The organism is Winslowiella sp. 2C04 (genome assembly GCF_050037805.1).
In the GTDB taxonomy this organism is placed as follows: domain Bacteria; phylum Pseudomonadota; class Gammaproteobacteria; order Enterobacterales; family Enterobacteriaceae; genus Erwinia; species Erwinia toletana_A.
Window position 1 is genome coordinate 2197269 of sequence record NZ_CP188300.1, and the last position, 25851, is coordinate 2223119.

The following is a 25851-nucleotide window of genomic DNA, read 5'->3' on the forward strand; positions in this document are numbered from 1 at the left end:
GATCAAACTCACAGTGAAAATAAGTAGGGCAATGCCCGCAAGACTAAGTGCGCCATCGTACGGATTAACAGGGATTTCGCCGTCTAAAAACTGGGTAATGTTGGTGACCAGCGTCCGCCAGATACCTTGTCAATGGTGCGTCTAACCCGGAAGGCTTTCGCGCGCCGGGTAGAATGCCGTGCATTACTGCTAACTATCGAAGGGCATACCACTCTTTATGCTTTAACGGATTGGTCATGGCGCCTAAAATATCGGACAGTACGTTGACTGTAATGACCATCCCGCCCACCACCATCACACCGGCGGAAATCGCTGCATAATCCTGCTGGCGAATGGCGTTAATCAGCCAGCGGCCTAATCCCGGCCAGCTGAATACCACTTCGGTGATCATTGCCAGCGTCAGCATAGTGGCAAATTGTAAGCCAAGACGCGGGATCACCGGCGGCAATGCGTTATGTATCACATGACGGCGGATTACGGCAAAACGCGACAGACCACGGGTGGCTGCGGCTTTGATATAGTTTTTGTCGATAACATCGCTGGTACTGATGCGCAGCAGGCGAACGACCTCGGTAGTGGGTGCCACCGCCAGAGCGGTTACCGGTAGAATCATATGGGTGAAGGCACTAAGTAACATTTCCTCACGCCACGGTGAGTCGCTGAGCCAGGCATCAATTAAGGCAAAACCAGTGACGGTTTTGACCTGATACAACAGATCGAAACGACCGGATACCGGCAGCCAGCCGAGGTGGAGTGAAAAAAACAGCGTCAGCAGTAGCGCCAGCCAGAATACCGGCATTGAAAAGCCGAGCAATGCCAGCGCGCTGATCAGTTTATCCTGCCATTTATTGCGCATCACACCGGCCATAATTCCCAACGGAATACCGACCAGCAGCGCCAGGCTGAAGGCCATCAGGCAGAGTTCCAGCGTGGCGGGGAAGACCTCGCGCAGTTGCAGATTGATTGACTGACCGTTGATGCTGGAGACGCCGAAATCAAGCTGCAGGATGCCTTTAAACCAGAACAGCCAGGCATCCAGCAGCGATGCTCCCTGTAACGGTGCATTCGGCGTAAAGTAGCTCAGGCTGAAACCGACCAGCGTCAGCATAAATAGCGTGGTCAGCAACAGCACCAGGCGGCGCAGCGTATAAATAATCATTGCTTCAGATCCCTGGCTTCATCACGGTGTACGCCGGCAAAGGAAGCATTGCCAAACGGACTTAACACCAATCCTTTAATATCGTGGCGATAGGCTTGCAGCCGTAGCGATGAAGCCAGCGGCAGCACCGGCAGCTCCTGCGCCAGAATATTCTGCGCTTCGTCATAGCGATCGATGCGGGTAGCCAACTGTTGTGACAACAACGCCTTATGCAGTACTTCATCGAATGCCGGGTTGCACCAGTGGGCAAAATTGGTTTGAGAATTAATTGCGGCGCAGCTTAACAGCGGCCGGAAAAAACTGTCCGGGTCGTTACTGTCAGTCGCCCAGCCGGTTAGCGTCAGATCGTGATTCATTTCCATTAAACGCGCCTCCTGGAAGCGGCCTTCAACCTGTACAATGGTGACGCGTACTCCGATCTGTGCCATATCTGCCTGGATCAGCTCGGCGGTTTTCAGCGGGCTGGGGTTCCACGACTGGGAAGCCGAGGGCACCCAGAGTTTCAGGTGCAGATTTTCCAGCCCGAGTCGTTTCAGCTCATCGCGCGCTTTCTGCGGATTATATTCTGTGATGCGTGCATCATTATCATAAGCCCAGGAGGCGCGCGGCAAAATAGAAGCGGCAGTTTCTGCCGTACCGTAGTAAATCGACTCCATCAGGCGCTCATTATTAATCGCCAGTGCCAGCGCCTGTCGAACCTCGCGGCGATCCAGCGGTGCTTTACGGGTATTAAAGGCCAGATAGGCGATATTCATGCCCGGGCGCAAGGTAAGGCGCAGGCGCGGGTCGTCGCGCAGTATCGATAACTGGCTGGCGGCCGGATAGGCCAGCACATCACACTCACCGGTTAGCAGTTTCGACAGCCGGCCCATACCTCCGGCTCCCATATCGACTACCACCTGCGGCATGCGTGGTACGCCTTTCCAGTAGAGCGGATTACGAGCCAGACGAATAAATTGCCCGGCGCGGTACTCATTCAGCATAAATGGCCCGGTGCCAACCGGCTGGCGATCCAGCAGTTCCTGACGATTAATTTTTGTCAGGTTGTCGGCGTACTCCGCTGAGAGCACCGGCGCATAGTGGGTGGCCAGATGCCAGAGAAAAGAGGCGTCCGGGCTGTTCAGGCGAATTTCAACGGTATCTTTATCGAGTTTTTTAACGCTTTGTACCGCATCGGAGAATTGCAGACTGTCAAAATAGGGATAGTTGCCGCCACCAACGTTATGCCAGGGATGCTTGCGGTCAAACATCCGGGCAAAACTGAATACCACATCGTCGGCATTCATCATGCGTGTCGGTGTGAACCAGCTGGTGGTCTGGAATGGCACGTTAGGGCGTAAATGAAAACGATAGGTGGCACCGTTATCCAGCACTTCCCAGCTCTCCGCCAGCTCTGGGATCAGGCGGTAAGTATAAGGATCGACGTCCAGCAGGCGATCGTAAAGCTGCGCTGCCAGCGTATCGACGGCCAGCCCGCTACTGGCCAGCTGTGGGTTAAAGGTGTTCATCACGCCGCTGACGCAATAGACAAAACCGCTCTGGCGAATATCGCCGGGCGTTGCCGACCAGGCAGCGCTGCTTAACACGCTGAGTCCGAGAAGCAGGGTGGAGAATATTTTTGGCATCGGATTTTTTGGGTTCACGGGCAATAGGCAGAGTGTATCGCACTCTTGGCGTTGCCCCAAAGTTTGACTGGATAACCGGCTCTTTTCCAGGCAATTTTCATGCTGGAAATGCCTGCCGAAAAGCAAAGGCTGATGATAATGATCAGATTTGAGATAAATGACAGGGAATTAGTGAGATAATTATGGGAGGAACTGGGTCAACATGGGAAGATACTGGATGTAATGTGCAATAACCTTACAGTATGTGAAAATCAGACTGGCCCGAATAAAAACAAGTTCGAACCAGTCTGGTTTGTGATTTTACTCCCTTGTTCCGGCAACGTCATCAGATTCACCATCAAACAGCTTACCCTGCATCCGATCCAGTTCTTTCCTTTTAACCCGTTTCACCACGCTGTAGATCCACTGCAGAGAAACGCCAAACTTGCGGGCCAGTTCGTAATGGTTGCGCCCGTCGAACTCCAGGAAGATTTTCCTGTCGCGCTGGCTGACCTTCCAGACCATGCCCATCGGGAAGTACACGTTCTGCCCGCCCCAGACCTGCATCATACGGCTACCGTTCGACCATCAGCTAGCTGAGCAAGTTCTTCATCATCTTCCAACATCAATTCGTAAAATTTTGAACGGCCTAAAAGCGAAAACGTTTTCGCTTTTGACTCAAGTTCAGGTGATAAAAATTTAAGGGAGGCTTGAGCCTTTTTTTGCGCAATACGGGGTTCAATGCTGAGATGTTCTCTGACAATCTCAACAAACTCGCCATGCGGCTCATTTTCCTTAAGGATAATTAGGCGTTCACCTGCTTCCAGCATAGCCTCAGCACTCTGAGCCATATAAAAACGTGTCTCGTGTACAATACGATCGCGTTCATACGGCAGCCCATCACCAAATTGCTGCATGATTTCTAGGCGATGTTCGGTCATGGCGTTCAGACTAACGTTGAGGCCATCGCTTAGCGGTGCATCTTTCACTAGTTCAACTGGTTGTGATTTTGTACGTCCCATGCCAAATCCTTAGCGACTGCCAGCTATAACACGCTGGTTAATTTCATTGATACGATCCTGCGCCCGTGCCATCTCGGTACTGTGCGCCATGGCGATTTGTAATAGCTGGACTCCAGGGGCAAAATGCCCGTTATCCAGTTTTAGAGCCAAACCCTCTTCGATAAGGGTATTGAGCGCCCGATTGATATTCGCCGGGGACTCGCCCAGAGCTGATGCCAGTTCACCGTTAGAAACACCGTTGAGAGCGTGACCGCGCAGAGCTTTAAGAACGCGCAGAATGCGTGAGCCAGAACTGGATACATTTGCCTTGCTCATGTCACATTCCCCTTTTTGCGATATGTGATAATCTGTTACACGGGCTAAAAGGTTAGGCCGCATTCGAATCTGGTTTCAGATCCAGCTTCACTGCAATTCCGTGGGATTTGCCGTAGCGGGCTTTGGTGAAACCGTTAAGAACACGGTAAACCTCATTGCGGCTGTAGCCGTTTTCTTCTGCCCAGCGGGTGAAAGTGACCCCGCGCTGGCGGAAGAGTGATTTGACTTGCTCTGCAGTCATCGTTGTCTCCTTTGTTGATGCAATGATGTTTGGTTTATATGTGATGGATTATGGTATTCATTTGAATACCTGCCAGCGGGATTTGCATGCAATTGAGTATCGGTGAGCGATTAAAAGAAGAACGAGAGAGACCAGGACTGAGCCAATTGGCATTCGGTGAGCATGGTGGCGTGAAAAAAATTGCTTAGCTTAACTATGAGAAAGGTGACAAGTATCCCGATGCACAATATTTGGCTGCGTTAGCTAGGTTCGGTGTTGTTGTAACTGGTGACCGTTCAGTTTCTTCGATGCCACAAGATGAGGCTAGTCTGATTGAGTTATATCGTGCTGCTCCAGTGGTTGTTAAAATGGTTCGTCACAAGAGCGAGCCGAGCAGGTTATTCAGGGAGATGTTCTGGGGAACGTTATTAAAGGTAATGTGACCATAGGAGCTGGAGCCGTAATGAACAAAAACACGAAGAGAACATGAATAAGCAAAAGCAAACAGTTAATGGGGATGTAGGCAATGTTGTCAGCGGTGATGTAACTATCCATAACTATACCGCTGGGGTATCCCATGCTGCTCAGCAACCAATCTCACTGCTACAAAAACGTGATCTGCATCGATTAATGGATGAATTTGTTGACGCTGGTGAAAGCAAGCGCGAACTGTGGCTGGTGCTCCATACGAAACTTCACACCAAAACTGTCAATGAGATGACTGCAGCTGATTACCATTGTGCTGTTAAGATCCTCCAGAAGTATGCCCAGCGGGTCAAGGTCCAGAAGGACTGTAATACTTTAGTCAGTAAAATAATGACTATTACTAACCCAGCATATCGCCTTGATCGTGACCGATATTGCTTGAAGCATTTCGGTACAACCCATCTTAAGGATTTAGATAAAGAGCAGCTTCAATCAGTGTTTGGTTACTTTGATGATTTATTGAATGTTGAACCAGACGAAAACACAGTTTCTCCTGTGGCTCAGGGTACTGAACTAAAACCTTCCCGAGTGACATCGAAAGCGAATTATAAGATTTTTGTCATTTTAAGCAGCGTAGTCGCACTAGTCATAGCCGTGGGGATTGGCCTCACCATCTTTCTCAATGGCAGTCCCGCGACCAAACAGGCTTATCAAAATGGAATAAGTAGTTTTACTGCCGAGACAAATGATAGGGTCGTAAATACCGCAATCCCAGCCTTACGGAGTGTTTTTCCAGAATTGGATAAATACAAATCTGATTTTGTTAACGTATCAAATTATATACAGAAAATCGGTTGGCACACGTTAGTATTGACGATGACAAGTGGCTCGCCAGCATGGGTGAAGTACAACCTTAAGCAGGAAAAGTGCTACATCAACATTTCACCTGATAGCAGCTATGCCAGAGTACTCAACTCTTCTTGTCTGAGTTTCTTAATGTATAGTAGCAGTCGACGGGGATATGTCTTTAAATACCATTTGAAATAGCGAAGAAATGAACGGAGTTATGATGAAAGATTTTTTGATTTTAGTTGCAGTAATAGCTATCTGGGTTGTAGTTGCAAGATTATTATCACGTCATTTTATAAGGAAAGGTCATAAACCTTGGCTGAGTAAGACTAGTGGTGGCATCGTCGGATTTGTGGTTGCTTTATTTTTCTTGGTTTTATTTATTCCCACCCAAGATAAAAATGAAAAAGCAAGAACAGAAACCAGTACGGCTATGCAAACGGCAAAACCTAAAAATGAACCGGTTGAGACACCTTCTCAACCTGAAGATGCCTCTGAAGAAACGGTTACCAGTGTTCCTGAAGTAACGCTGGAAATATCCCCTGAGGTATTCTCGAAGCGAATGAATGCCAACCTTAAGACTTTCGGTAGCTCATTTAGGTTGAAAGCACATATCGAAAGTGGTGAGGTCAAGAATGTTTTTAAATATACATTCAACGATCATCTGGCCATTGTTGGTACAGTCGATAAGAAAAGCAAGAACCTTTCAGGTATCACATTGATTACCAGGGGTGATGGCACAGCTAAATCAGGTGCCGATGTCATGGCTGTTGTTGTATCAGCATACTCTGCCGTGTTAGGTGAGAACACCATGAAAACTGGAGAGCCAGCAAAAATCGTGATCAAGCTGGTCAAATTGAAGGAAGAAAAAAAAGACAATACCCCAACGGTTTCGACCATATTCAATGGTGTGAAATTTAGTTATATGAGTAGTGACACCATTGGTAATTTGTTTACAGCGGAGCCAATTTGATTTATTGGTGGGGCGCATTCATGCGCCCCATAACTCACTTTCGGTGACATTTTATATCTAAATGACATGCATCCACGATAAACACTTATAACGCGGTTTAAAATCCCCTTTAATTGACATTTGTGATGCTGTTTCCACTACACAAGGAGACGCATCATGAAAAACCTGAAAAAAATCATTCCCCCTGTTAAAAAGCCCCGGCTCAGCGGCTGGCTGCTGACTGCTGTGCTTCTGCTCGGCATCATCGGTCTGGTCTCACCCCAGCAACTGCCGATTGTGGTCTACAAGCTGTCGCTCATCACGCTCGCTGCGGGATGTTTACAGCCTGCCTGCATGGGTTGATATCCCTCCGCCAACACATGAACAACTGATCGTCGAAGCCTCAGCAAAGAAAAACCAACTTCGTGCAGCGGCAGACACTGAAATAGAATGGAGACAGGACGCGGTTGATGCCGATATCGCGACAGAAGAAGAAGCCGCAACGCTTGCAGCATCGAAGAAATACAGGGTCCTGCTGATGCGTATCGATACATCAAAAGCCCCCGATTTAGCTGGCCCGAGAAGCCGTTCTGGACAACTGGCGGGGATGGTAGCGCATGACTACCATCCTCAAGATTTTATATAGGCACACAGTTTCCTGCGATATTCAGTCCATGCTGATAACTCAGCGTTCACTGCCTTTTCAGTCATTCCCGCATAATCTACCTCTTCTATCTACTCGTTCTACTCGTTCAGCGCGGCAATATTGATACCAGCACTTGCTTGGGGCGTTTCTTTTACTATGTGATGCCGGTATTAACGGAGATGGAACGAGAGCAGATCGTCGGACGAACACTGGCTGGTTAGCAGCAGCCAGGGCACAGGGATGCACTAGCGGATGACCAACGCGTTAAAGCAACATGAGCGGGAACAGGTTGGACGGCTATTTGCTAAGGGACATACCCTCCAGCAGTTGGCCATTATCTAAGGTGTAGGGTTATCGACGTTTTACCGATACTTTCCGGTGGTTGGCCTTAGGAAGGGTAAAGCAGTAGGATTGTAATTCTTTTGCAAATATTGAAACGCCGCAGCGATGCCATTTATCTCACAGAACTAGGTGCATTTATCGCGCGGCGCATCATGATAATACGCACAATGTTACTATGGTAATGAGAAAGATTCTCAACAAAATGCTTTACAGATGATAGTGAGAATGATTACTATTCATTTGCGCTTCGACGGTGGCTCTACCGAAGAAGAGCACGACATTGCTCACATTGCTTCCAGTATTTTTCGGCCCGCCTTGCGCGGGCCTTTTTTTTGCATTTGATGGCTGGTGGCGTCAATGCTTAATATCAGCTGACGCCTGAATGACTTGAGCCGTCACTCTTCAGTTTCTTCCGTCACTCGCACCCCATGCTTTTTCATCATTGCGCGCAGTTGGTGGTAGGTGACGCCTAATAACTCTGCGGCACGTCGTTGATTAAAGCGCGCCTGTTGCAGGCTCTTTTCCAGCAGCGCTTGCTCCTGCTGATTCTGCCACTGGCGTAAATCAAGCGGCAGATCGGGATACGGGGATTCAGGCGGTTGCGCAACTTCCGTTGCGGCTGTACGGCTGAACGGATTAATAATAATGGTATCCAGCTGTTCGTCGACGGTGCTGTGGCGATATACCGAGCGCTCGACGACGTTTTTCAGCTCGCGAACGTTACCGGGCCAGTGATAATCCAGCAGTACACGTTGCGCCGCTGGCGTGAAGCCAGGAAACAGCGGCAAGCCGAGCTCGCGACACATCTGAATGGCAAAATGGTTGGCCATCACCAGGATGTCGCTGCGGCGCTCGCGCAGCGGCGGCAGCTGCACCACATCAAATGCCAGGCGGTCCAGCAGGTCGGCGCGGAATTTGCCTGCGCGTGCCAGCGCCGGTAGATCATCATTGGTCGCACAGACCAGGCGTACGCTGACCTGCAGCGGCTGGCTGCCGCCGACGCGTTCCAGCTGGCCGTACTCAATGACCCTCAGCAATTTTTCCTGTACCAGCATCGGTGCGGTGGCCAGCTCGTCGAGGAACAGCGTGCCGCCATCGGCGCGTTCAAAGCGGCCGAGATGGCGCTTTTGCGCGCCGGTAAAGGCCCCCGCTTCATGACCAAACAGCTCAGAATCGAGCAGATTTTCGTTCAGCGCGGCACAGTTAAGCGAGATAAATGGTCCTTGCCAGCGGTCGGAAAGGTAGTGCAGGCGGCTGGCAATCAGTTCTTTACCTGTGCCGCGTTCACCGATTACCAGCACCGGTTTATTTAGCGGAGCCAGCCGTGAAACCTGCTCTAATACTTCGAGAAAGTTATTCGACTCGCCCAGCAGGTTTTCAGTCTGTTCGCTCATGATGAATTTCACCAGGTGTTAGTGATTAAAACCAGATTACGCGTAGCATTACGCAAAGTAAAGCAGGGGAGTCATTGAAAATCAATAACATAAAAGTTGGCACGCATCTTGAATTACTTAGCAGCAGCTGTGCAGAGCATGGCGTAACGCAGACAATATTAATGAGGATTTTGATTATGGGTATTTTTTCTCGTTTTGCCGACATCGTGAACGCCAACATCAACTCTCTGCTGGAGAAAGCAGAAGATCCACAAAAGCTGGTGCGTCTGATGATTCAGGAAATGGAAGACACGCTGGTAGAAGTCCGCTCAACCTCCGCTCGCGCGCTGGCTGAGAAAAAACAGCTGATTCGCCGTATTGAGCAGGCAGAGACTCAGCAGAGTGAGTGGCAGGAAAAGGCCGAACTGGCGCTGCGTAAAGACAAAGACGATCTGGCGCGTGCCGCGCTGATTGAAAAACAGAAACTGACCGATCTGATCGCCACCCTGACGCAGGAAACTTCGCAGGTAGAAGAGACGCTGGACCGCATGAAAGGCGAAATCGGCGAGCTGGAGAAAAAGCTGAGCGAAACGCGCGCTCGTCAGCAGGCGCTGACCTTACGCCATCAGGCGGCTTCTTCCTCACGTGATGTACGTCGTCAGCTCGACAGCGGAAAAATTGATGAAGCCATGGCGCGTTTCGAATCCTTTGAACGTCGTATTGATCATATGGAAGCGGAAGCGGAGAGCGTGAGCTTTGGTAAGCAGAAAACGCTGGATCAGGAGTTTGCCGAACTGAAAGCCAATGATGAAATCAGTGAGCAACTGAACGCGTTAAAAGCCAAAATGAACCGTAGCGAGTAACATCGCTAGCGGGCAGCCATTCGGCTGTCCGCCCGATGATTACTGTCTCAGATGACGGCCAGATAAGATCAAGGAGAGTGAATGAGTGCGTTATTTCTTGCCATACCGCTGACAATTTTTGTGCTGTTTGTAGCACCTATATGGTTATGGCTGCATTACAGCAATCGTCAGAACAGCGGCGCTGAGCTATCACAAAATGATATGCAGCGTCTGCAACAGTTAACCCAGGATGCCAGACGGATGCGTGAACGTATTCAGGCGCTGGAAGAGATTCTTGATGCTGAGCACCCGCACTGGAGGCAACCATGACAGGATTAGCGTTTAGAGGAAATAAGCTGTGGCGCATTCCGCAGCGCGGGAAAATTAAAGGCGTATGTGCCGGAATTGCTCAGTATCTCAATATACCGGTACGTTTAGTGCGGATCATTGCGGTGCTGTCGCTGTTTTTCGGCCTGTTTATGTTTACCGTGATTGGCTACTTTATTCTTAGCTGGGTGCTGGATCCAATGCCGTACGGTGCCGATAGCGAGCAACAGCCGGTCACCGCACATCAATTGCTCAACGACCTGAGTAGTGAACTACAGGCAGGTGAAACCCAGCTACGTAATGTTGAACGCTATGTAACGTCGGAGACCTTTAGCGTGCGTAGCCGCTTCAGCCAGCTGTAATCGCTGATAACGCGGGCCGCTGCTGACCCGAATCTCTTTTTTACCGGGAGAATATCTGATGCAAAACTGGCAACAGACTGTACGCCGTAACGCCGCGCCCGCGTTGAAATCGGCCGGCAAATTTATCATTATCAATGCCCTGAACTATGGCCCGGCGGGCGTGGCTGGCTGGGCAGTAAAATCGGTCGCGCGTCGGCCGTTGAAAATCCTGCTGGCTTTGGCGCTGGAGCCGCTGCTGAAGCGGGTGCTACGCGGTGTCACGGCTCGCTGGAGCAAAAGCTGATACTCAGAGCTGGCAATCGGCATGCTATGCTGCTGATATCATCTCTGAATCAGGAGGCTACGATGCCTGCAACAATCCGCTTTGCCACCCTCGAGGATGTCGAACCGATCGCTCAGTTACTGGTTGCCAACTCTGCCGACGAGGGTGGGGCGCTGTATGGTAGCTACTCGACAGAAAAGGTCCGTGGCTGGTTGCAACGCACGTCTCCTACCGTTGTCGCTATTGTTGAAGGCAAGGTAGTGGGCGTGCTGTTCAGTGCCAGTCGCTCTGAGGCCGTCGCCCCGCCGGTGCGTGCGATGTTACAGGCGTGGCCGGGTCAGCCTGATAACTGGATCTACGGCCCGGTTTGCATTGATGCCAACCAGCGCGGCAAGCAGTTACTGTCGGCGCTGGTCAAAACGCTTAAAGCGGCAATGGATGGACGTGAGGGCTTACTGTTCATTAACGAAAACAACCCGCGATCTATTCATGCTCATCAAAGACTGGGTATGCCGGTTGTCGCCGAATTTACGCTGGAACAGCAGCGTTTTGTGGTAATGACTGCCTGATATAATCAATCAAATCAAAGAATAATAATTCTGCTAAGGCGCTAAATTTCACAATGATACGACTGCAAAATGAATTGATGTCGCTGGTGAATCGTGGTGTGGACCGCCATTTGCGTCTTGCCGTCACCGGCCTGAGCCGTAGTGGTAAAACGGCTTTTATTACCTCGATGGTTAACCAATTACTGAATGTTAACGCCGGTGCGCGCCTGCCGTTGTTTTCAGCAGTGCGAGAAGATCGCTTGCTGGGGGTAAAACGAGTGCCGCAACGCGATATGGGCATTCAGCGTTTTACTTACGACGAAGGTTTATCGCAGCTGTATGCCACACCGCCAGCCTGGCCAACGCCGACCCGTGGGGTCAGCGAAATGCGTCTGGCGCTGCGTTATCGATCGCGCGATTCGCTGCTGCGTCACTTTAAAGACACCTCAACACTGTATCTGGAAATCGTCGATTATCCTGGCGAATGGTTGCTGGACTTGCCCATGCTGGCGCAGGATTATCTGAGCTGGTCGCGGCAAATGACCGGGCTGTTGCAGGGCGATCGTGCCGAATGGGCCAGACCGTGGCGCGAGCTCTGCGCCGGGCTGGATCCACTGGCTCCGGCAGATGAAAACCGGCTGGCAGAGATTGCTCAGGCCTGGACCGAATATCTGCTGCAGTGCAAACAGCAAGGTCTGCATTTTATCCAGCCCGGACGTTTTGTGTTACCTGGCGATATGGCCGGTGCCCCGGCACTACAGTTTTTTCCGTGGCCGGATGTCGATGCGGCCGGTGAATCTAAGCTGGCGCAGGCCGATAAGCACAGCAATATAGGCACGCTACGCGCACGCTTTAATTACTACTGCAATCATGTCGTCAAAGACTTCTACAAGAACTACTTCCTGCGTTTTGACCGCCAGATTGTGCTGGTCGACTGCCTGCAACCGCTAAACAGCGGGCCACAAGCCTTTAACGATATGCGCCTGGCGCTGACCCAACTGATGCAGAGTTTTCATTATGGCCAGCGCACGCTGTTTCGCCGCATGTTTTCACCGGTAATCGATAAGCTGCTGTTTGCTGCAACCAAGTCGGATCATGTTACTGCCGATCAGCACGCTAATTTAGTGTCGCTGTTACAGCAACTGGTGCAGGATGCGTGGCAAAACGCCGCTTTTGAGGGGATCAGTATGGATTGTGTCGGCCTGGCCTCGGTGCAGGCGACGCAGAGTGGGCTGGTCGATCATAACGGTGAAAAAATCCCGGCGCTGCGCGGACATCGTTTACAGGATGATGCTGCTTTAACCTTTTATCCTGGTGAGGTACCGCCACGCCTGCCGGGAAACAGTTTCTGGCAGCAGCAGGGTTTTCACTTTGAACAGTTCCGGCCGCAAAATCTTGATATTGATCGGCCGCTGCCGCATATCCGGATGGACGCGGCGCTGGAATTCTTACTGGGAGACAAACTGCGATGAACGCACCGCTGAAACCGCGCATTGATTTTGCTAAACCGCTGGAAGCGGAATCGACTCCGTTGATCAAACCGGCGGTAGCGTTTGAACAGCAACAACAGGCGCAATTTACTGCCTTGCAGGATGATGACATTGAGCCGCTGGAAGAGAGCGCCGGTGAGCGAGCAGTCGAAGCCGCATTAAGGCCGAAGCGCAGCCTGTGGCGCAAAATGGTGACTGCCGGAGTGGGGCTGTTTGCCGTCAGCGTCGTCGCGCAAGGCGTGCAGTGGATCCATAACGCCTGGCTCGCTCAGGACTGGGCGGCGCTCGGCGGTGGCGTGGCGGGTGGGCTGATTGTGATGGCGGGTGTTGGCTCGCTGGCGACGGAGTGGCGGCGGCTGTACAAGCTGCGTCAGCGTGCCGAAGAGCGTGATATCGGCCGCGAACTGCTGAACAGTCACGGCATCGGCAAGGGGCGCGAGTTTTGCGAAAAGCTGGCGCGTCAGGCGGGTCTCGATCAGGGGCATCCGGCACTGCAACGCTGGCAGGCATCGCTGCATGAAACCCAAAACGATCGCGAGGTTGTTGCGCTGTATGCGCAGCTGGTGCAGCCGGTACTGGATCGTCAGGCACGTCGCGAAATCAGCCGTTCGGCCGCCGAGTCGACGCTAATGATTGCGGTCAGCCCGCTGGCGCTGGTGGATATGGCATTTATTGCCTGGCGTAATCTGCGGCTGGTAAACCGTATTGCCACGCTATACGGCATCGAACTTGGCTACTTCAGCCGTATCCGCCTGTTTCGTCTGGTGCTGCTGAATATTGCTTTTGCTGGTGCGTCTGAACTGGTGCGTGAAGTCGGCATGGACTGGGTATCACAGGACATTGCTGCCCGGCTGTCGGCGCGAGCCGCGCAAGGAATCGGCGCAGGTTTATTGACCGCACGGCTTGGCATTAAGGCGATGGAACTCTGCCGACCGCTGCCGTGGCTGGAGGAAGATAAACCGCGGCTGGGTGATTTTCGCCGTGAGCTGATTGGTCAGCTAAAAGAGTCACTGCAAAAAAACGGTAATAAATCAGAGAAGTGAACCATTAGTGGCGAACAATTCGCCACTATTCACTGACTGAAGTCTGATATTTGCTATATCCCGCTAAAAAATTCCATTCCGGCATGATAATCGATACCTTTTCAGCTACTCTCTTTTTGCCGAATGCTGCTGGCTGTCAACTTTTCATGACAGAACGCTTCTGACCAGACGCATCCTGGCGTATTATTTCAGTAACCGCTTTTCTCATCTTTGAACAAGGCCAACCCAATGCGTTTGGAAGTCTTTTGCCAGGACCGAATTGGTCTGACTCGTGAACTGCTGGACTTACTGGTCGAACGCAGTATCGATCTTCGCGGTATCGAAATCGCCGCTATCGGCCGTATCTATCTCAATTTCTCCGCCATTGCCTTTGAGCAATTCAGTAATCTGATGGCCGAGATCCGTCGCATCCCCGGTGTTACTGATGTTCGCACCGTGGCATTTATGCCGTCAGAGCGCGAACACCGCGCACTGAGTGCACTGCTGGTGGCGCTGCCGGAACCGGTTTTTTCGGTGGATCTGAAAAGCAAGGTCGAGCTGGCTAACCCGGCGGCGCAGCTGTTGTTTGGTCTTGACGAGCAGAAAATGCGGAATCACAACGTCAGTACCTTGATAACCGGTTTCAATTTTACCCGTTGGCTGGAGAGCGAGCGGGTTGAAGCGCACGCGCAGCACGTGGTGATTCAGGGCCGTGACTTTTTGATGGAGGCGCGGCCGATTTATACCGCTGGCGATGACGAGGCGCAAACCAGCCTGGTTGGCGCAGTGATTATGCTGAAATCGACGGCGCGGATGGGGCAACAATTACAGAATCTGGCGGTTAACGATGATTCTGAATTCGACCATGTGGTAGCGGTTAACCCGAAAATGCGTCAGGTGGTCGAGCAGGCCCGTAAACTGGCGATGCTCGATGCGCCGCTGCTGATCGTCGGTGATACCGGTACCGGTAAGGATATGCTGGCACGCGCCTGCCACCTGCGCAGCACGCGCGGTAAAAAACCCTTTTTGGCGCTTAACTGCGCATCGCTGCCGGATGATGTGGCAGAGAGTGAGCTGTTTGGCCATGCTGCGGGTGCTTACCCCAATGCGCTGGAAGGTAAAAAAGGTTTCTTTGAACAGGCAAATGGCGGCTCGGTGCTGCTGGATGAAATTGGTGAAATGTCACCGCGTATGCAGACAAAACTGCTGCGCTTCCTGAACGACGGCACGTTCCGCCGGGTAGGGGAAGAGCATGAAGTGCATGTCGATGTGCGGGTGATCTGCGCAACGCAGAAGAATCTGACTGAAATGGTCAATCGCGGCGAGTTTCGTGAAGATCTGTTCTACCGGCTGAATGTGCTGACGATTAACTTGCCGCCGCTGCGCGATCGCCCGCAGGATATTCTGCCACTGACAGAACTGTTTGTTGCCCGTTTCGCCGACGAGCAAGGGGTGGCGCGTCCACGCCTGTCGCCACAGCTGAATGCTTTTTTAACCCGCTATAACTGGCCGGGTAACGTGCGCCAGCTTAAAAATTCGCTGTATCGGGCGCTGACCCAGTTGGAGGGCTACGAGCTACGTCCACAGGATATTGTATTGCCGGAACTGGCGATGGACGTTTCGCTGGGAGATGATGCGATTGAGGGATCGCTGGATGAGATTACCAGCCGCTTCGAACGCTCGGTACTGACGCGCCTGTATCTCTCCTATCCCAGTACCCGCAAACTGGCAAAACGCCTTGGGGTTTCTCATACCGCCATCGCCAATAAACTGCGCGAATATGGTCTGGGGCAGAAGAAAGAGTCGTCGTCCTGACGCTGGCGGCATCAGGTGAAACAGAGGGGAGCCGTTTTCGGCTCCCTTAATGAGGGCATGCCGGGGGTATAATCCCAACAGACTTCTCAATTATTTCAGTGCTGCCAGTGCCGCATCATAATTCGGTTCAGTGGTGATTTCATTGACCAGTTCGCTATACAGCACCTGATCTTTTTCATCCAGCACCACCACCGCGCGGGCAGTCAAACCCTGCAGCGGACCGTCAACAATTGCCACACCGTAATTCTGTTTAAAATCACCGCCACGCAGCGTTGACAGCGTCACCACATTGCTCAGGCCATCTGAGCCGCAAAAGCGCGACTGGGCAAACGGCAGATCGGCAGAGATGCACAGCACCACGGTATTATCCAGCTCGCCTGCCAACTGATTAAATTTGCGCACAGAAGCAGCGCAAACACCGGTATCAATGCTCGGGAAGATATTCAATACTTTGCGCTTGCCAGCATAATCGGAAAGTGAGGCGTCAGAAAGATTTTTGGCCACCAGGGTGAACGGCTGAGCTGCCTGACCCGGCGTTGGGATCTGACCAGCAACCGCCACCGGGTTACCCTGGAAATGAACTGTCTGAGACATATTGATTCCTTTTACATGTGTTTGACTGGTCAGCCAGTGTAGGGCATCTGGCTTGATAAACAGAGAGAAATTATTCAGGTCGCAGATGACATCTCTATGACGCTGGTTGAATCAGTAACCCTGGCACAGGTTTAAATTTTTACCTAAGTAAATAGCGGTGAACTGCGCGATGCGCTACAAACTGAGTATCAACTGGAAAAAGGAAGCGTGGATGAGAGCTGTAAAAGTTTACCCGGAAGCCTGGCCGTTGCATTCGCCATTTGTTATTGCGCGCGGTTCACGCAGCGAGGCCGGGGTGGTAGTGGTGGAGCTGGAGCAAGAGGGAATTAAAGGCGTTGGAGAATGCACGCCTTATCCACGTTATGGTGAGAGTGAAGCCTCGGTGCTGGCACAAATCAGTGCGCTGTTACCGCAGCTTGAGCGCGGGATGACGCGAGCTGAGTTGCAAACTCTGCTGCCGGCTGGCGCAGCGCGCAATGCTATCGACAGCGCAATGTGGGACTGGCAGGCGCGGCGTGACGGCCAGTCGCTGTGGCAGCTGACCGCCACCCGCATGCCTGACGAAATTATGATGGCGCAGACCGTCAGTATTGATGCCCCGGAAGCGATGGCGGCCAGTGCGCTGGCGCTGTGGCAAAACGGCGCGCGTCTGCTGAAAATCAAACTTGACGATCATCTGCTGACCGAGCGGCTGATGGCGATACGCAGTGCGGTGCCGGAAGCATTGCTGATCGTTGATGCGAACGAATCCTGGAAAAGTGAAGGGCTGGCGGCACGCTGCCAGCTGCTGGCAGATGTTGGCGTGGTGATGCTGGAGCAACCGTTACCGGCGCAGGATGATGCGGCGCTGGAGAACTTTGTACATCCATTGCCGATCTGCGCTGATGAGAGTTGCCATACCCGCGCCAGCCTGAGTAAGTTGGTTAACCGCTACGAGATGGTGAATATTAAGCTGGATAAAACCGGTGGCCTGACTGAAGCACTGGCGCTGGCAGCGGATGCCAGCGCCGCAGGGTTTAGCATTATGCTTGGCTGTATGCTTTGTACCTCAAGAGCGATCAACGCAGCGCTGCCGCTGGCCCCGCTGGCACGCTTTGTCGATCTCGACGGGCCAACCTGGCTGGCGGCGGATGTCGAACCGGCGTTACGTTTCTCCAGCGGGCGCATTGACCTTACGGCTGCCAGCTAAGCAGGTCGATCATCGCCTGCAGATATTTCTCCGTCGATTCATCGGCGGAGATTGGCGGCAATTCGGCGGTGATGCAGGGCAGGCTGAGATCGGCGCACCAGCTGCCGAATGAGCCGGGAGTGGCATAACCGACGCTGGTCACCAGTGGCAAAGCCATTTTTTTCGCCAGCCAGTGCCCCAGCGGGCTGCTGTGCGGGTCTTCGATACAGGCCAGCGGTTCGTGAAAAGTGACAATCCACTGCGGCTGCAAATGATGAATTAACTGGCATAGCGCCTCGGTCTCCGGTTCAGAGGCGGGGCTGTCGCCGGTCGAAAGCCGCACGTCGCGTTGATCTGCTGCGCTATTCCAGCGGTATACCGTATCGCCCGGCTGCCAGTTGGCGGCCGGAAAGTTGCGGTTGAGATCAACGCCCCGCGAATTGGCTCGCAGGCCGAGCTGGCAGCCATCCGGATTGACCGCCAGTACGACATGATGACGACGGTGTGGCTCCAGCAGGGTGCGCATTGCACAGGAGAGCGTCACCACGGCGGCCGTTTCATCGCCGTGAGTGCCTGCCAGAATCAGCCCGCTCTCTTCATCGGCGGCCGGTGCCGGAAACCATAACAGTGGCGCGCCCAGCACCGAGCTGCCGTAAATTTTCATGTCGGCATCCAGCTTGCCGCGCTGCGTTCGCGGGTGTAACAAAGACATAGTGTCGCTCCTGTGAGGGTGATCCCAGTAAAGCTAGCTTAAAACGACAGCAGAGAAAATAGCTATTTATCGATCAACAATTTGCGCTAAAGTGCCAGTCAAAATCTTCAGCCGTGAATAACTCTTTCAACTTATACCGTGACTGGTTAGGGGTACGTTATGATCAAACCGTTCCGCTTCACTTTGGGCGCGTTGCTGATTGCCAGCGCCTGTTCTTCAGCGCTGGCTGCGACGGTTCCGGCCGGTACTCAGCTGGCAGAAAAACAGGAAATCGTTCGTCACATTAAAGATGAGCCCGCTTCGCTCGATCCGGTTAAAGCGGTAGGGTTGCCGGAAATTCAGGTCATTCGCGATCTGTTCGAAGGGCTGACTAATCAGGATGCCGAGGGCAATATCGTGCCGGGTGTGGCGAAAAGCTGGCAAAGTAACGATAACAAAACCTGGACGTTTACCCTGCGCAAAGATGCGCGCTGGTCGAATGGTGACCCTGTCACCGCACATGATTTTGTTTACAGCTGGCGTCGGCTGGTCGATCCTGCAAATACCTCGTCATTTGCCTGGTTTGCCGAACTGGCGGGAATACAGAATGCCGGTGCGATTGTTAAAGGAGAGATGCCGACGGATAAGCTTGGTATCACGGCACTGGATGATTATCGCCTGCAGATCACACTGGATAAACCGGTGCCGTATTTTGCCAGTCTGACGGCCAATTTCAGTCTCTACCCGACACCACAAAAAGTCATTGAAAAGCTGGGTAATGACTGGACAAAAGTGGGCAACCTGGTGGGGAACGGCGCGTATAAATTGCAGCAGCGAGTGGTTAACGAAAAAATTGTGCTGGTGCGCAACGATAACTACTGGGATAACGCCCACTCGGTACTGACCAGGGTAACTTTTTTGCCGATTAACGAAGAGTCCAGCGCCACTAAACGCTATCGTGCGGGTGATATTGATATCACCGAATCCTTTCCCAAAAATCTCTATCAGCTGCTGAAAAAACAGATTCCAAATGAGGTGTATACGCCAGATCAGCTGGGCACCTATTATTATGCGTTTAACACGGAGAAAGGCCCAACCGCCGATGTGCGGGTGCGCAAAGCCTTATCCTGGAGCATTGATCGTCATATTATCGCCGAAAAAGTGCTGGGCACGGGTGAAAAACCCGCCTGGCATTTTACTCCGGACGTGACTGCCGGTTTCAAACCGAAAGCCAGCATTTTACAGCAGCACTCACAGGAAGAGCTGAATGCGCAGGCCAAAGCGTTGCTGGCCTCAGCCGGTTACGGCCCGGCAAAACCGCTGAATCTGACCTTGCTGTATAATACCTCAGAGAACCATCAAAAAATTGCGATTGCAGTAGCCTCGATGTGGAAGAAAAATCTCGGCGTAAACGTTAAGCTGCAAAATCAGGAGTGGAAAACCTACATCGACAGCCGTAACACCGGTAATTTCGATGTTATCCGCGCGTCATGGGTCGGGGATTATAACGAACCTTCAAGTTTCCTCAGCCTGCTGACCTCCAGCCACAGTGGTAATATTGCGCGCTTTAAAGATGCGAATTATGACAGCGTGCTGGAAAAGGCCAGTAACGAAAATAATGATGCGGCACGCAATGATGATTACAACCAGGCCGAGCAGATCCTTGCCGATCAGGCTCCCATTGCGCCGATATATCAGTACACTAATGGCCGCCTGATTAAGCCATATGTAAAAGGGTATCCAATTAACAATCCGGAAGATGTGGCTTACAGCCGCGAAATGTATATTCTGCAGCATAAATAAATGATCGCACTGTGACAGCAAAAGCATCATGATTTTCATGATGCTTTTTTATTTGCCTGCCATCGTCAATTGCCCTATTAGATCGTTATTTAAACAACAGGGAACTGTTTATGAATAACGTTATTCTCGGTTTTAACGGCGAACGTCTGGATTCGGTCAGCAGCAACTATCTTCTTGGTAACGGTTATCGTGCATATAATCCACAGCTAAAGCGTTTCATTTGTCCGGACAGCTGGAGCCCGTTCGGACAGGGCGGCATTAATCCCTATGTTTACTGCGTGGGAGATCCAATCAACCGGGCCGACCCTTCGGGGCATATGAGCTGGCAGTCGGTATTGGGAATAGGTTTGAGTGTGCTTGGTTTACTGAGTGCATTATTTAGCGCTGGCACTTCGATAGCGGCGGCAGAGAGTGTTTTCGCCGCACTGGACTCGGCCTCGACGGTATCACTGTTGGCTGGGTCATCGGCGGCTACGGCGGATTTAACCGGCTTAGCCAGCACGGTAATCAGCCGGAGCAATCCTGAAGCTTCGGCGGTGCTGGGCTGGCTATCCCTGGCTTGCGGCATTCTCTCATTTGGTGCCGGCCTGGTTGCCGCTGGAAATAAGCCGCGCGCTGAGATAGCACAATCCTATCCCCGTGGGCCGATGATGGCAGGATCGTCCGCAATCAACAGCACATACTATTTAGACGGTGTCAGACCGTATAATTTTAAATTACTCGGGCAGTCACCTGGACATGACTGGGGACATGGGATGTGGCTGGATTATACTTTTTACGATCATATTGATGGCGAGCTCCGGCTAAATATAGCCGCACATGGTGATAAAACCAGGCGAATTGCCCGTATTATGTTACCGGACGCCGGCGATGACGGTTTTACCGTCACACAAACCATAAGATGGTTTAATAATAATAATTATCCTCTGGACTCCGGGGTCATTAAAAAAGTCAGATTTATAATGTGTGACGGTGCCAAATATGGTTTTGGTAGCTTTGTGGCTAAATTTGCTGAGGCAACCAATATCACCTCTACCGGCTGGCCTGAAAGTGTGTGGATAACCGGACGACTGGATCAATTACTGACCAATCTCGACAGGGAGTTTCCGGGAAATCGTCTTTTCGTTGAGGGAGTGGTTCAGCATTTTGTCGAAAGCGTGGGTCAGACATCAGAATTGCTCTATATCACGGAAGGTATTCCGGTAACTTACCGCCCTGATTCTGGAGGGATAATGCATCAGGAGACCGGCGTTTATTTCTGAACCGGGCTGTTAATGCCGGTTAAAAGCATGCTTGCCTGTCTGACAGTTCGCGATCTAAGTCACACTTCGCTCTGTCGGGGCTTGAGGCGGTAACAGAATGAATTAAGGTAATGGGCTGGATTGTTACTGCCTTCGTGCAGGCAAAACCTGATTGACTGGAGAAATGCGACTCTGGCAGTCAGGTTTTTTTGTTTTCAGGCCGGAAAATGATAATAGCCAAGATACTGAATAATAATGTAGTGGTCGTCCACGACGAACAGGGCCATGAACAGGTAGTGATGGGCTGTGGTCTGGCATTTCAAAAGCGAGCCGGAGATTCACTGAACGATGCATTAATCGAAAAGATTTTTGCCCTGCAAAGTCACGAGCTGACCGGCCGGTTAAGCGAACTATTATCTGAAATTCCCCTGGAGGTGGTAATTACCAGTGAATGTATCATCGCGCTGGCGAAAGAACGGCTTAATTCGCGTCTGCATGACAGCGTGGCGATTGCGCTGACCGATCATATCAACTTCGCCATTGAGCGCCACCGGCAGAATTTGCCAATGCGCAATGTGTTGCAGCATGAGATTCGTAGCCTCTATCCCCGTGAGTATGCGCTCGGGCTGGAAGCGCTGATCATCATTGAAACACGCTTAGCGGCGGCGCTGCCGGAGGACGAAGCCGGCTTTATTGCCCTGCATCTGGTTAACGCCCAGTTGAACAGCGAAATGCCGGAAGTGATGCATATCACTCGTTTTATGCAGGAGATACTGCATATCGTTAAATATCAACTGCAACTTGATTATCAGACCGATGCGCTCAGCTATAACCGTTTTGTCACTCATCTGAAGTTTTTTGCCCAGCGAATGCTGGGAAAGCGCGGCGTCTACAGCGATGACCCGTCACTGCATGATGTGGTGCGCGACCGTTATCCGCAGTCTTATCAGTGTGTGCAAAAGATCGATCGCCATGTAATGAAAAAGTATTCCTACGCGCTGGGTAGTGAAGAACGGATGTTTCTGACGATTCATATCGAGCGGGTCAGAAAAGAGACGCTGGCGCTGAAGGAAACAGACGACGAAGCCTGAAGTTAAACTGAAGCTGCCGTTGGCTAACGGCAGCTTCAGTGACAGAGAGATTATTTCAGCGACTCACCGTGGCTGCTGATTACCTGCTGATACCAGAAGAAACTCTTCTTACGGGTGCGAACGAGGGTGCCATTACCGTTATCATCGCGGTCAACGTGGATAAAGCCATAGCGTTTGGAGAGTTCGGCTTTCGAGGCACTGACCAGATCAATTGGGCCCCAGCAGGTATAACCCCAAACGTCCACGCCGTCTTCAATCGCCTCACGTACCTGCACCAGATGATCGTTAAGATAAGCGATGCGGTAATCATCGTTTATTGAGCCATCGGCTTCAACGGTGTCGCGCGCGCCAAGACCGTTTTCAACGATAAACAGCGGCTTCTGGTAGCGCTCCCACAATACGTTCAGCAGGTAGCGCAGCCCTTCAGGGTCAATCTGCCAGCCCCATTCTGAACTGGCGAGGTGCGGATTTGGCACCATATCGAGGATATTACCGCGTGATTTCTGATTCAGTTCTTCATCCGTGGTGACGCAACCGGTCATATAGTAGCTGAAGGAGATAAAATCGACTGTGTGTTGCAGATCGTGTTTGTCCTGTTCATCAATGACAAGGCTGATGCCTTGCTCCCTAAAGAAGCGGTTCATATAGCCGGGATAGTAGCCGCGCACCTGCACGTCCCCAAAGAACAGCCAGTCATGGTTCTGTCGCAGGCTTTCCATTACATCTGCCGGGCGGCAGGTTAACGGATAGAGCATTGCGCCCAACAGCATGTTCCCGACTTTCCCTTCCGGCACGATCTCATGGCAGGCTTTCACCGCACGTGCGCTGGCGACCAGCTGATGATGAATAGCCTGATAAATCGCCTGTTTATCGCTCTCTTCCGGCAGGCCGACGCCGGTAAACGGCGCATGCAGCGACATATTGATCTCGTTGAAGGTCAGCCAGTGCTTTACTTTGTCTTTATAGCGGGTAAATACCGTGCGGGCATAATTGACAAAGAAATCGATGGTTTTACGGTTGCCCCAGCCGCCATAGTTTTTTACCAGCCCATACGGCATTTCATAGTGGGAAAGGGTGACCAGCGGCGTGATATTATATTTCGCCATCTCATCAAACAGGCGATCATAAAAGGCCAGTCCGGCTTCATTGGGCTGAGTTTCATCGCCCTGCGGAAAAATTCGCGTCCAGGCAATGGAAGTGCGCAGCACGGTAAAGCCCATTTCAGCAAACAGTTTGATGTCTTCCGGATAGCGGTGATAGAAATCAATCGCCAGATCCTTGATACCACTGTCTCCAGGCTGACGTTCGACACGCTCACCAAAAATGCCTTTTGGCTGCAAGTCAGAGGTCGATACGCCTTTACCGTCTTCCTGCCATGCGCCTTCAACCTGATTGGCGGCTACGGCGCCACCCCAAAGAAAATGTTGCGGGAATGCTGTGGTCATAGTGGGTTCTCCTGAGTTATTTAAACAGAGTCAGCAGCGGGGCGCCTTCATCAAGCTGGCTTTGCTGACTGGCGGCTAAAATATCGATGTAGTCATCGCTGTTGCTGATCATTACCGGCGTGGTCAGGTCATAGCCTGCCGCGGTAATCGCGGAAATATCGAATTCAATCAGCAGGTCACCGATCCGGACTTCGTCATCCTGCTTTACATGGGCGATGAAATGCTGACCATTGAGCTTAACGGTATCGATACCGACGTGGATCAGCACTTCCGCTCCGTTTTCATCGGCCAGACCGATGGCGTGGCGGGTACGGAACAGCGAAGAGACGCATCCGTTGACCGGTGAAACGACCCGACCCTGGGTTGGTTTGATTGCGATGCCTTTACCCAGCAGTCCACTGGCAAAGGTTTCATCATTCACCTGTTCGAGCGGCATTACCTGACCGGCGATCGGATTGCTGAGGGTGGTTTTCGTTAACAGAGCAGCAGCGGCGACGGTTGGTGGTTCGGCCCTCACGCCAGCGGCTTCAGCGCTGGCGACGGGGGCGACGCTGTCGGTGCTGAAAAAGCGCGTGGCGATAGCGGCAAAGATAAAAGCGACAGCAGAGCCGGCAATCGCCGCGACGACCGTGGCATCAAAACCGGTTTTGGGTATCACCTGTGCAAAGGTGAATACGCTGGCTAATCCAAATGAGAAGGTAGCGGTATGCCAGTAGCCAAGGATTGCTGCGCCGAGTGCGCCGCCGATGCAGCCGAAGATGAATGGACGGCGTCTCGGCAGGGTGACGCCATACACCGCAGGCTCGGTGATACCGAACAGGCTGGCGCTGAAGGCTGAGGCGGCAATGCCTTTCATCCGGGCATCACGGGTCTGAAGCAGTACGCCAAGGGTCGCGCCGGCCTGGCCCATAATCGCCGGAAGCACCAGCGGTAACAGCGTGTCCTGACCGGTGATGCTGAGGTTGTTCAGCATAATCGGCACCAGCCCCCAGTGCAGACCGAAAATCACGCATACCTGCCACAGCGCGCCGACTAACGCACCGGCAATCGTCGAGTTAAGCTGGTAAACAAACAGATAGCTATCAGCCAGCAGCTGACTTAGCCAGGTCGCCAGCGGACCAATAACCAGAAATGTTAGTGGTACTACCAACGCCAGACAGAGTAATGGCGTGGTGAAGTTGCGAATAGCAGAAGGCAGCCGCGTATGGATGGTGCGCTCAGTCAGGCAGGAGAGCCAGCTGGCGAAGATAATCGGAATAACCGACGAGCTGTAGTTAATCAGCAGCATCGGAATGCCAAAGAAGTGAATCGGCGCGCCACCATTTTGTTCTGCCTGAAAGGCTTCCAGCATCACCGGATGCACCAACGCCGCGCCAATGGTCATACAAATAAACGGATTACCACCGAATTTTTTTCCAGCGGTGTAGCCCAGTGCAATGGGTAAAAAGTAAAACAGTGCATCACTGGCGGCAAACAGGGTCTTGTAACTGCCGCTGGTCTCGTCAATTGCCCCGATCGTCAGGCCCACCGCCAGTAAACCTTTCAGAATCCCGGAGGCGGCCATCACGCCAATAAATGGCGTAAAAATACCGGAAACGATATCAATAAAACGGGCAAACAATGACTCGTTATCGGCATCGGTCGAAGAGGCGTCCTGCCGATCGCCGAGGCCGCTTTCGGCCAGCAGCGCCTGATATACCTCAGATACGTGGTTGCCAATCACCACCTGATACTGGCCACCGCTTTCCACAACCATTATCACGCCGGGATTATTCTTCAGTCCGGCGCTGTCTGCTTTGCTGTTATCTTTCAGCTTAAAACGCAGGCGGGTGGCGCAGTGCATCACAGATTTAATGTTGTCTTTACCGCCAACGCCCGCGAGAATCGATTCTGATAATTCCTTGTATTTCATTTTGTTAGCTCCTGAACAAGCCTGCTGCTTTCGCCGTTACTGAACGCTGGCCAAAAAAAAACCTAAACCGCCTGTCCCAACGCCAGCAAGGGCGAAGACAAGGAGTTTAGGTTTTGCCTGATAACTCAGTAACAATCCTGTATTTCTGAGCCGAGTGTTGCTCAGCCTTACGCACCAGGCAAGGTATTTACGTCATGAAAAATCAAATACGTGAGCCCGATCCAGCTTTTACCGATAACGATGACGTGCTTTGTAACGCTTAACCGAGCAAGGGAGATTGCATCTGCCAGGTTGCACGCTAGACTGTATCACATTGATTATGCAGCAACT

Annotated in this window: 24 protein-coding genes and 4 pseudogenes; 17 read left to right on the forward strand and 11 right to left on the reverse strand. The window is 52.0% G+C overall.

Features of this window, described 5'->3' with window-relative positions:
• Window positions 1-193: 193 nt before the first annotated feature.
• From sapB to ACP3TC_RS09775, 6 genes and pseudogenes are all read right to left on the reverse strand, one after another.
• Window positions 194-1159, reverse strand: a complete 966-nt coding sequence (sapB, locus tag ACP3TC_RS09750; RefSeq protein ID WP_313852121.1) for a putrescine export ABC transporter permease SapB — start codon at window positions 1157-1159, stop codon at window positions 194-196.
• On the reverse strand, window positions 1156-2784 hold the full coding sequence (gene sapA / locus ACP3TC_RS09755; RefSeq protein ID WP_313852120.1) for an ABC transporter substrate-binding protein SapA: 1629 nt from the start codon (window positions 2782-2784) through the stop codon (window positions 1156-1158). The genes sapB and sapA overlap by 4 nt, the downstream gene beginning before the upstream one ends.
• 300 nt (window positions 2785-3084) lie before the next feature.
• Window positions 3085-3339 (reverse strand): annotated as a pseudogene (locus ACP3TC_RS09760) (Mor transcription activator family protein); the annotation flags it as partial.
• Window positions 3336-3785, reverse strand: a pseudogene (locus ACP3TC_RS09765) (DUF3102 domain-containing protein); the annotation flags it as partial. The pseudogenes ACP3TC_RS09760 and ACP3TC_RS09765, both read right to left, overlap by 4 nt.
• 9 nt (window positions 3786-3794) lie before the next feature.
• On the reverse strand, window positions 3795-4100 hold the full coding sequence (locus tag ACP3TC_RS09770) for a helix-turn-helix domain-containing protein (protein WP_313852119.1): 306 nt from the start codon (window positions 4098-4100) through the stop codon (window positions 3795-3797).
• A 52-nt stretch (window positions 4101-4152) separates the two neighbouring features.
• Window positions 4153-4341: a DNA-binding protein gene (locus tag ACP3TC_RS09775; RefSeq protein ID WP_313852118.1), complete on the reverse strand. Its 189-nt coding sequence runs from the start codon at window positions 4339-4341 to the stop codon at window positions 4153-4155.
• Between the two features lie 465 nt (window positions 4342-4806).
• Between ACP3TC_RS09775 and ACP3TC_RS09780 the strand changes: the two genes are divergently transcribed.
• From ACP3TC_RS09780 to ACP3TC_RS09800, 5 genes and pseudogenes are all read left to right on the forward strand, one after another.
• Window positions 4807-5793 (forward strand): hypothetical protein, encoded by a 987-nt coding sequence (locus tag ACP3TC_RS09780; protein ID WP_313852116.1) that lies wholly within the window; start codon window positions 4807-4809, stop codon window positions 5791-5793.
• A 19-nt stretch (window positions 5794-5812) separates the two neighbouring features.
• On the forward strand, window positions 5813-6568 hold the full coding sequence (locus ACP3TC_RS09785; protein WP_426818103.1) for a hypothetical protein: 756 nt from the start codon (window positions 5813-5815) through the stop codon (window positions 6566-6568).
• A gap of 156 nt (window positions 6569-6724) precedes the next feature.
• Window positions 6725-6880, forward strand: a pseudogene (locus ACP3TC_RS09790) (putative holin); the annotation flags it as partial.
• Window positions 6843-7193: a tail fiber assembly protein gene (locus ACP3TC_RS09795; protein ID WP_426818104.1), complete on the forward strand. Its 351-nt coding sequence runs from the start codon at window positions 6843-6845 to the stop codon at window positions 7191-7193. The pseudogene ACP3TC_RS09790 and the gene ACP3TC_RS09795, both read left to right, overlap by 38 nt.
• 116 nt (window positions 7194-7309) lie before the next feature.
• Window positions 7310-7610: pseudogene (locus tag ACP3TC_RS09800) on the forward strand (helix-turn-helix domain-containing protein); the annotation flags it as partial.
• 320 nt (window positions 7611-7930) lie between these two features.
• Here ACP3TC_RS09800 and pspF read toward each other — a convergent pair.
• Window positions 7931-8929, reverse strand: a complete 999-nt coding sequence (gene pspF, locus ACP3TC_RS09805; protein WP_426818105.1) for a phage shock protein operon transcriptional activator — start codon at window positions 8927-8929, stop codon at window positions 7931-7933.
• 176 nt (window positions 8930-9105) lie between these two features.
• Between pspF and pspA the strand changes: the two genes are divergently transcribed.
• The 8 genes from pspA (at window position 9106) to tyrR (ending at window position 15576) form a co-directional block, all read left to right on the forward strand.
• Window positions 9106-9771: a phage shock protein PspA gene (gene pspA / locus ACP3TC_RS09810; protein ID WP_313852112.1), complete on the forward strand. Its 666-nt coding sequence runs from the start codon at window positions 9106-9108 to the stop codon at window positions 9769-9771.
• Between the two features lie 81 nt (window positions 9772-9852).
• Window positions 9853-10080 carry an envelope stress response membrane protein PspB gene (pspB, locus tag ACP3TC_RS09815; RefSeq protein WP_017799963.1) on the forward strand — a complete coding sequence of 76 codons (228 nt, stop codon included), beginning with the start codon at window positions 9853-9855 and terminating at the stop codon, window positions 10078-10080.
• Window positions 10077-10439 carry an envelope stress response membrane protein PspC gene (pspC, locus tag ACP3TC_RS09820; RefSeq protein ID WP_313852110.1) on the forward strand — a complete coding sequence of 121 codons (363 nt, stop codon included), beginning with the start codon at window positions 10077-10079 and terminating at the stop codon, window positions 10437-10439. Before pspB ends, pspC begins: the two co-directional genes overlap by 4 nt.
• Window positions 10440-10497: 58 nt before the next feature.
• Window positions 10498-10722, forward strand: coding sequence for a phage shock protein PspD (gene pspD / locus ACP3TC_RS09825; RefSeq protein WP_313852109.1), 225 nt, complete (start codon window positions 10498-10500; stop codon window positions 10720-10722).
• Between the two features lie 62 nt (window positions 10723-10784).
• Window positions 10785-11270, forward strand: coding sequence for an N-acetyltransferase family protein (locus ACP3TC_RS09830; RefSeq protein WP_426818106.1), 486 nt, complete (start codon window positions 10785-10787; stop codon window positions 11268-11270).
• Window positions 11271-11323: 53 nt separating this feature from the next.
• The gene (locus tag ACP3TC_RS09835) at window positions 11324-12721 is read left to right on the forward strand and encodes a YcjX family protein (RefSeq protein ID WP_313852106.1); all 1398 of its coding nucleotides are present in this window, start codon (window positions 11324-11326) and stop codon (window positions 12719-12721) included.
• The gene (locus ACP3TC_RS09840; protein ID WP_313852105.1) at window positions 12718-13782 is read left to right on the forward strand and encodes a YcjF family protein; all 1065 of its coding nucleotides are present in this window, start codon (window positions 12718-12720) and stop codon (window positions 13780-13782) included. Before ACP3TC_RS09835 ends, ACP3TC_RS09840 begins: the two co-directional genes overlap by 4 nt.
• 228 nt (window positions 13783-14010) lie before the next feature.
• Window positions 14011-15576 (forward strand): transcriptional regulator TyrR, encoded by a 1566-nt coding sequence (tyrR, locus tag ACP3TC_RS09845; protein WP_313852104.1) that lies wholly within the window; start codon window positions 14011-14013, stop codon window positions 15574-15576.
• A gap of 90 nt (window positions 15577-15666) precedes the next feature.
• Here the strand turns inward: tyrR and tpx are convergent, their stop codons facing one another.
• The gene (gene tpx / locus ACP3TC_RS09850; protein WP_313852103.1) at window positions 15667-16170 is read right to left on the reverse strand and encodes a thiol peroxidase; all 504 of its coding nucleotides are present in this window, start codon (window positions 16168-16170) and stop codon (window positions 15667-15669) included.
• A 211-nt stretch (window positions 16171-16381) separates the two neighbouring features.
• On the opposite strand from tpx, the gene ycjG reads away from it, so the two are divergent.
• Window positions 16382-17359, forward strand: coding sequence for an L-Ala-D/L-Glu epimerase (gene ycjG / locus ACP3TC_RS09855; RefSeq protein ID WP_426818107.1), 978 nt, complete (start codon window positions 16382-16384; stop codon window positions 17357-17359).
• On the opposite strand, the gene mpaA is transcribed toward ycjG, so the two are convergent.
• Window positions 17343-18050, reverse strand: a complete 708-nt coding sequence (gene mpaA, locus ACP3TC_RS09860) for a murein tripeptide amidase MpaA (RefSeq protein ID WP_426818108.1) — start codon at window positions 18048-18050, stop codon at window positions 17343-17345. The genes ycjG and mpaA overlap by 17 nt on opposite strands.
• A gap of 159 nt (window positions 18051-18209) precedes the next feature.
• On the opposite strand from mpaA, the gene ACP3TC_RS09865 reads away from it, so the two are divergent.
• The 3 genes from ACP3TC_RS09865 (at window position 18210) to licT (ending at window position 22164) form a co-directional block, all read left to right on the forward strand.
• Window positions 18210-19832 (forward strand): peptide ABC transporter substrate-binding protein, encoded by a 1623-nt coding sequence (locus ACP3TC_RS09865; RefSeq protein WP_426818109.1) that lies wholly within the window; start codon window positions 18210-18212, stop codon window positions 19830-19832.
• 110 nt (window positions 19833-19942) lie between these two features.
• The gene (locus ACP3TC_RS09870) at window positions 19943-21094 is read left to right on the forward strand and encodes an RHS repeat-associated core domain-containing protein (RefSeq protein ID WP_426818110.1); all 1152 of its coding nucleotides are present in this window, start codon (window positions 19943-19945) and stop codon (window positions 21092-21094) included.
• A 206-nt stretch (window positions 21095-21300) separates the two neighbouring features.
• On the forward strand, window positions 21301-22164 hold the full coding sequence (licT, locus tag ACP3TC_RS09875) for a BglG family transcription antiterminator LicT (protein ID WP_426818111.1): 864 nt from the start codon (window positions 21301-21303) through the stop codon (window positions 22162-22164).
• Window positions 22165-22214: 50 nt separating this feature from the next.
• On the opposite strand, the gene ACP3TC_RS09880 is transcribed toward licT, so the two are convergent.
• Window positions 22215-23609, reverse strand: coding sequence for a glycoside hydrolase family 1 protein (locus tag ACP3TC_RS09880; protein ID WP_313852096.1), 1395 nt, complete (start codon window positions 23607-23609; stop codon window positions 22215-22217).
• A 16-nt stretch (window positions 23610-23625) separates the two neighbouring features.
• Window positions 23626-25521: a PTS beta-glucoside transporter subunit IIABC gene (gene bglF, locus ACP3TC_RS09885; RefSeq protein WP_426818112.1), complete on the reverse strand. Its 1896-nt coding sequence runs from the start codon at window positions 25519-25521 to the stop codon at window positions 23626-23628.
• Window positions 25522-25851: the final 330 nt, after the last annotated feature.

Excerpts from the sequence above, each read along its gene's own strand:
- sapB (WP_313852121.1), bottom strand. The coding sequence starts at position 1,159 with ATGATTATTTATACGCTGCGCCGCCTGGTGCTGTTGCTGACCACGCTA.
- sapA (WP_313852120.1), bottom strand. The coding sequence starts at position 2,784 with ATGCCAAAAATATTCTCCACCCTGCTTCTCGGACTCAGCGTGTTAAGC.
- ACP3TC_RS09770 (WP_313852119.1), bottom strand. The coding sequence starts at position 4,100 with ATGAGCAAGGCAAATGTATCCAGTTCTGGCTCACGCATTCTGCGCGTT.
- ACP3TC_RS09775 (WP_313852118.1), bottom strand. The coding sequence starts at position 4,341 with ATGACTGCAGAGCAAGTCAAATCACTCTTCCGCCAGCGCGGGGTCACT.
- ACP3TC_RS09780 (WP_313852116.1), top strand. The coding sequence starts at position 4,807 with ATGAATAAGCAAAAGCAAACAGTTAATGGGGATGTAGGCAATGTTGTC.
- ACP3TC_RS09785 (WP_426818103.1), top strand. The coding sequence starts at position 5,813 with ATGATGAAAGATTTTTTGATTTTAGTTGCAGTAATAGCTATCTGGGTT.
- pspF (WP_426818105.1), bottom strand. The coding sequence starts at position 8,929 with ATGAGCGAACAGACTGAAAACCTGCTGGGCGAGTCGAATAACTTTCTC.
- pspA (WP_313852112.1), top strand. The coding sequence starts at position 9,106 with ATGGGTATTTTTTCTCGTTTTGCCGACATCGTGAACGCCAACATCAAC.
- pspB (WP_017799963.1), top strand. The coding sequence starts at position 9,853 with ATGAGTGCGTTATTTCTTGCCATACCGCTGACAATTTTTGTGCTGTTT.
- pspC (WP_313852110.1), top strand. The coding sequence starts at position 10,077 with ATGACAGGATTAGCGTTTAGAGGAAATAAGCTGTGGCGCATTCCGCAG.
- pspD (WP_313852109.1), top strand. The coding sequence starts at position 10,498 with ATGCAAAACTGGCAACAGACTGTACGCCGTAACGCCGCGCCCGCGTTG.
- ACP3TC_RS09830 (WP_426818106.1), top strand. The coding sequence starts at position 10,785 with ATGCCTGCAACAATCCGCTTTGCCACCCTCGAGGATGTCGAACCGATC.
- ACP3TC_RS09835 (WP_313852106.1), top strand. The coding sequence starts at position 11,324 with ATGATACGACTGCAAAATGAATTGATGTCGCTGGTGAATCGTGGTGTG.
- ACP3TC_RS09840 (WP_313852105.1), top strand. The coding sequence starts at position 12,718 with ATGAACGCACCGCTGAAACCGCGCATTGATTTTGCTAAACCGCTGGAA.
- tyrR (WP_313852104.1), top strand. The coding sequence starts at position 14,011 with ATGCGTTTGGAAGTCTTTTGCCAGGACCGAATTGGTCTGACTCGTGAA.
- tpx (WP_313852103.1), bottom strand. The coding sequence starts at position 16,170 with ATGTCTCAGACAGTTCATTTCCAGGGTAACCCGGTGGCGGTTGCTGGT.
- ycjG (WP_426818107.1), top strand. The coding sequence starts at position 16,382 with ATGAGAGCTGTAAAAGTTTACCCGGAAGCCTGGCCGTTGCATTCGCCA.
- mpaA (WP_426818108.1), bottom strand. The coding sequence starts at position 18,050 with ATGTCTTTGTTACACCCGCGAACGCAGCGCGGCAAGCTGGATGCCGAC.
- ACP3TC_RS09865 (WP_426818109.1), top strand. The coding sequence starts at position 18,210 with ATGATCAAACCGTTCCGCTTCACTTTGGGCGCGTTGCTGATTGCCAGC.
- ACP3TC_RS09870 (WP_426818110.1), top strand. The coding sequence starts at position 19,943 with ATGAATAACGTTATTCTCGGTTTTAACGGCGAACGTCTGGATTCGGTC.
- licT (WP_426818111.1), top strand. The coding sequence starts at position 21,301 with ATGATAATAGCCAAGATACTGAATAATAATGTAGTGGTCGTCCACGAC.
- ACP3TC_RS09880 (WP_313852096.1), bottom strand. The coding sequence starts at position 23,609 with ATGACCACAGCATTCCCGCAACATTTTCTTTGGGGTGGCGCCGTAGCC.
- bglF (WP_426818112.1), bottom strand. The coding sequence starts at position 25,521 with ATGAAATACAAGGAATTATCAGAATCGATTCTCGCGGGCGTTGGCGGT.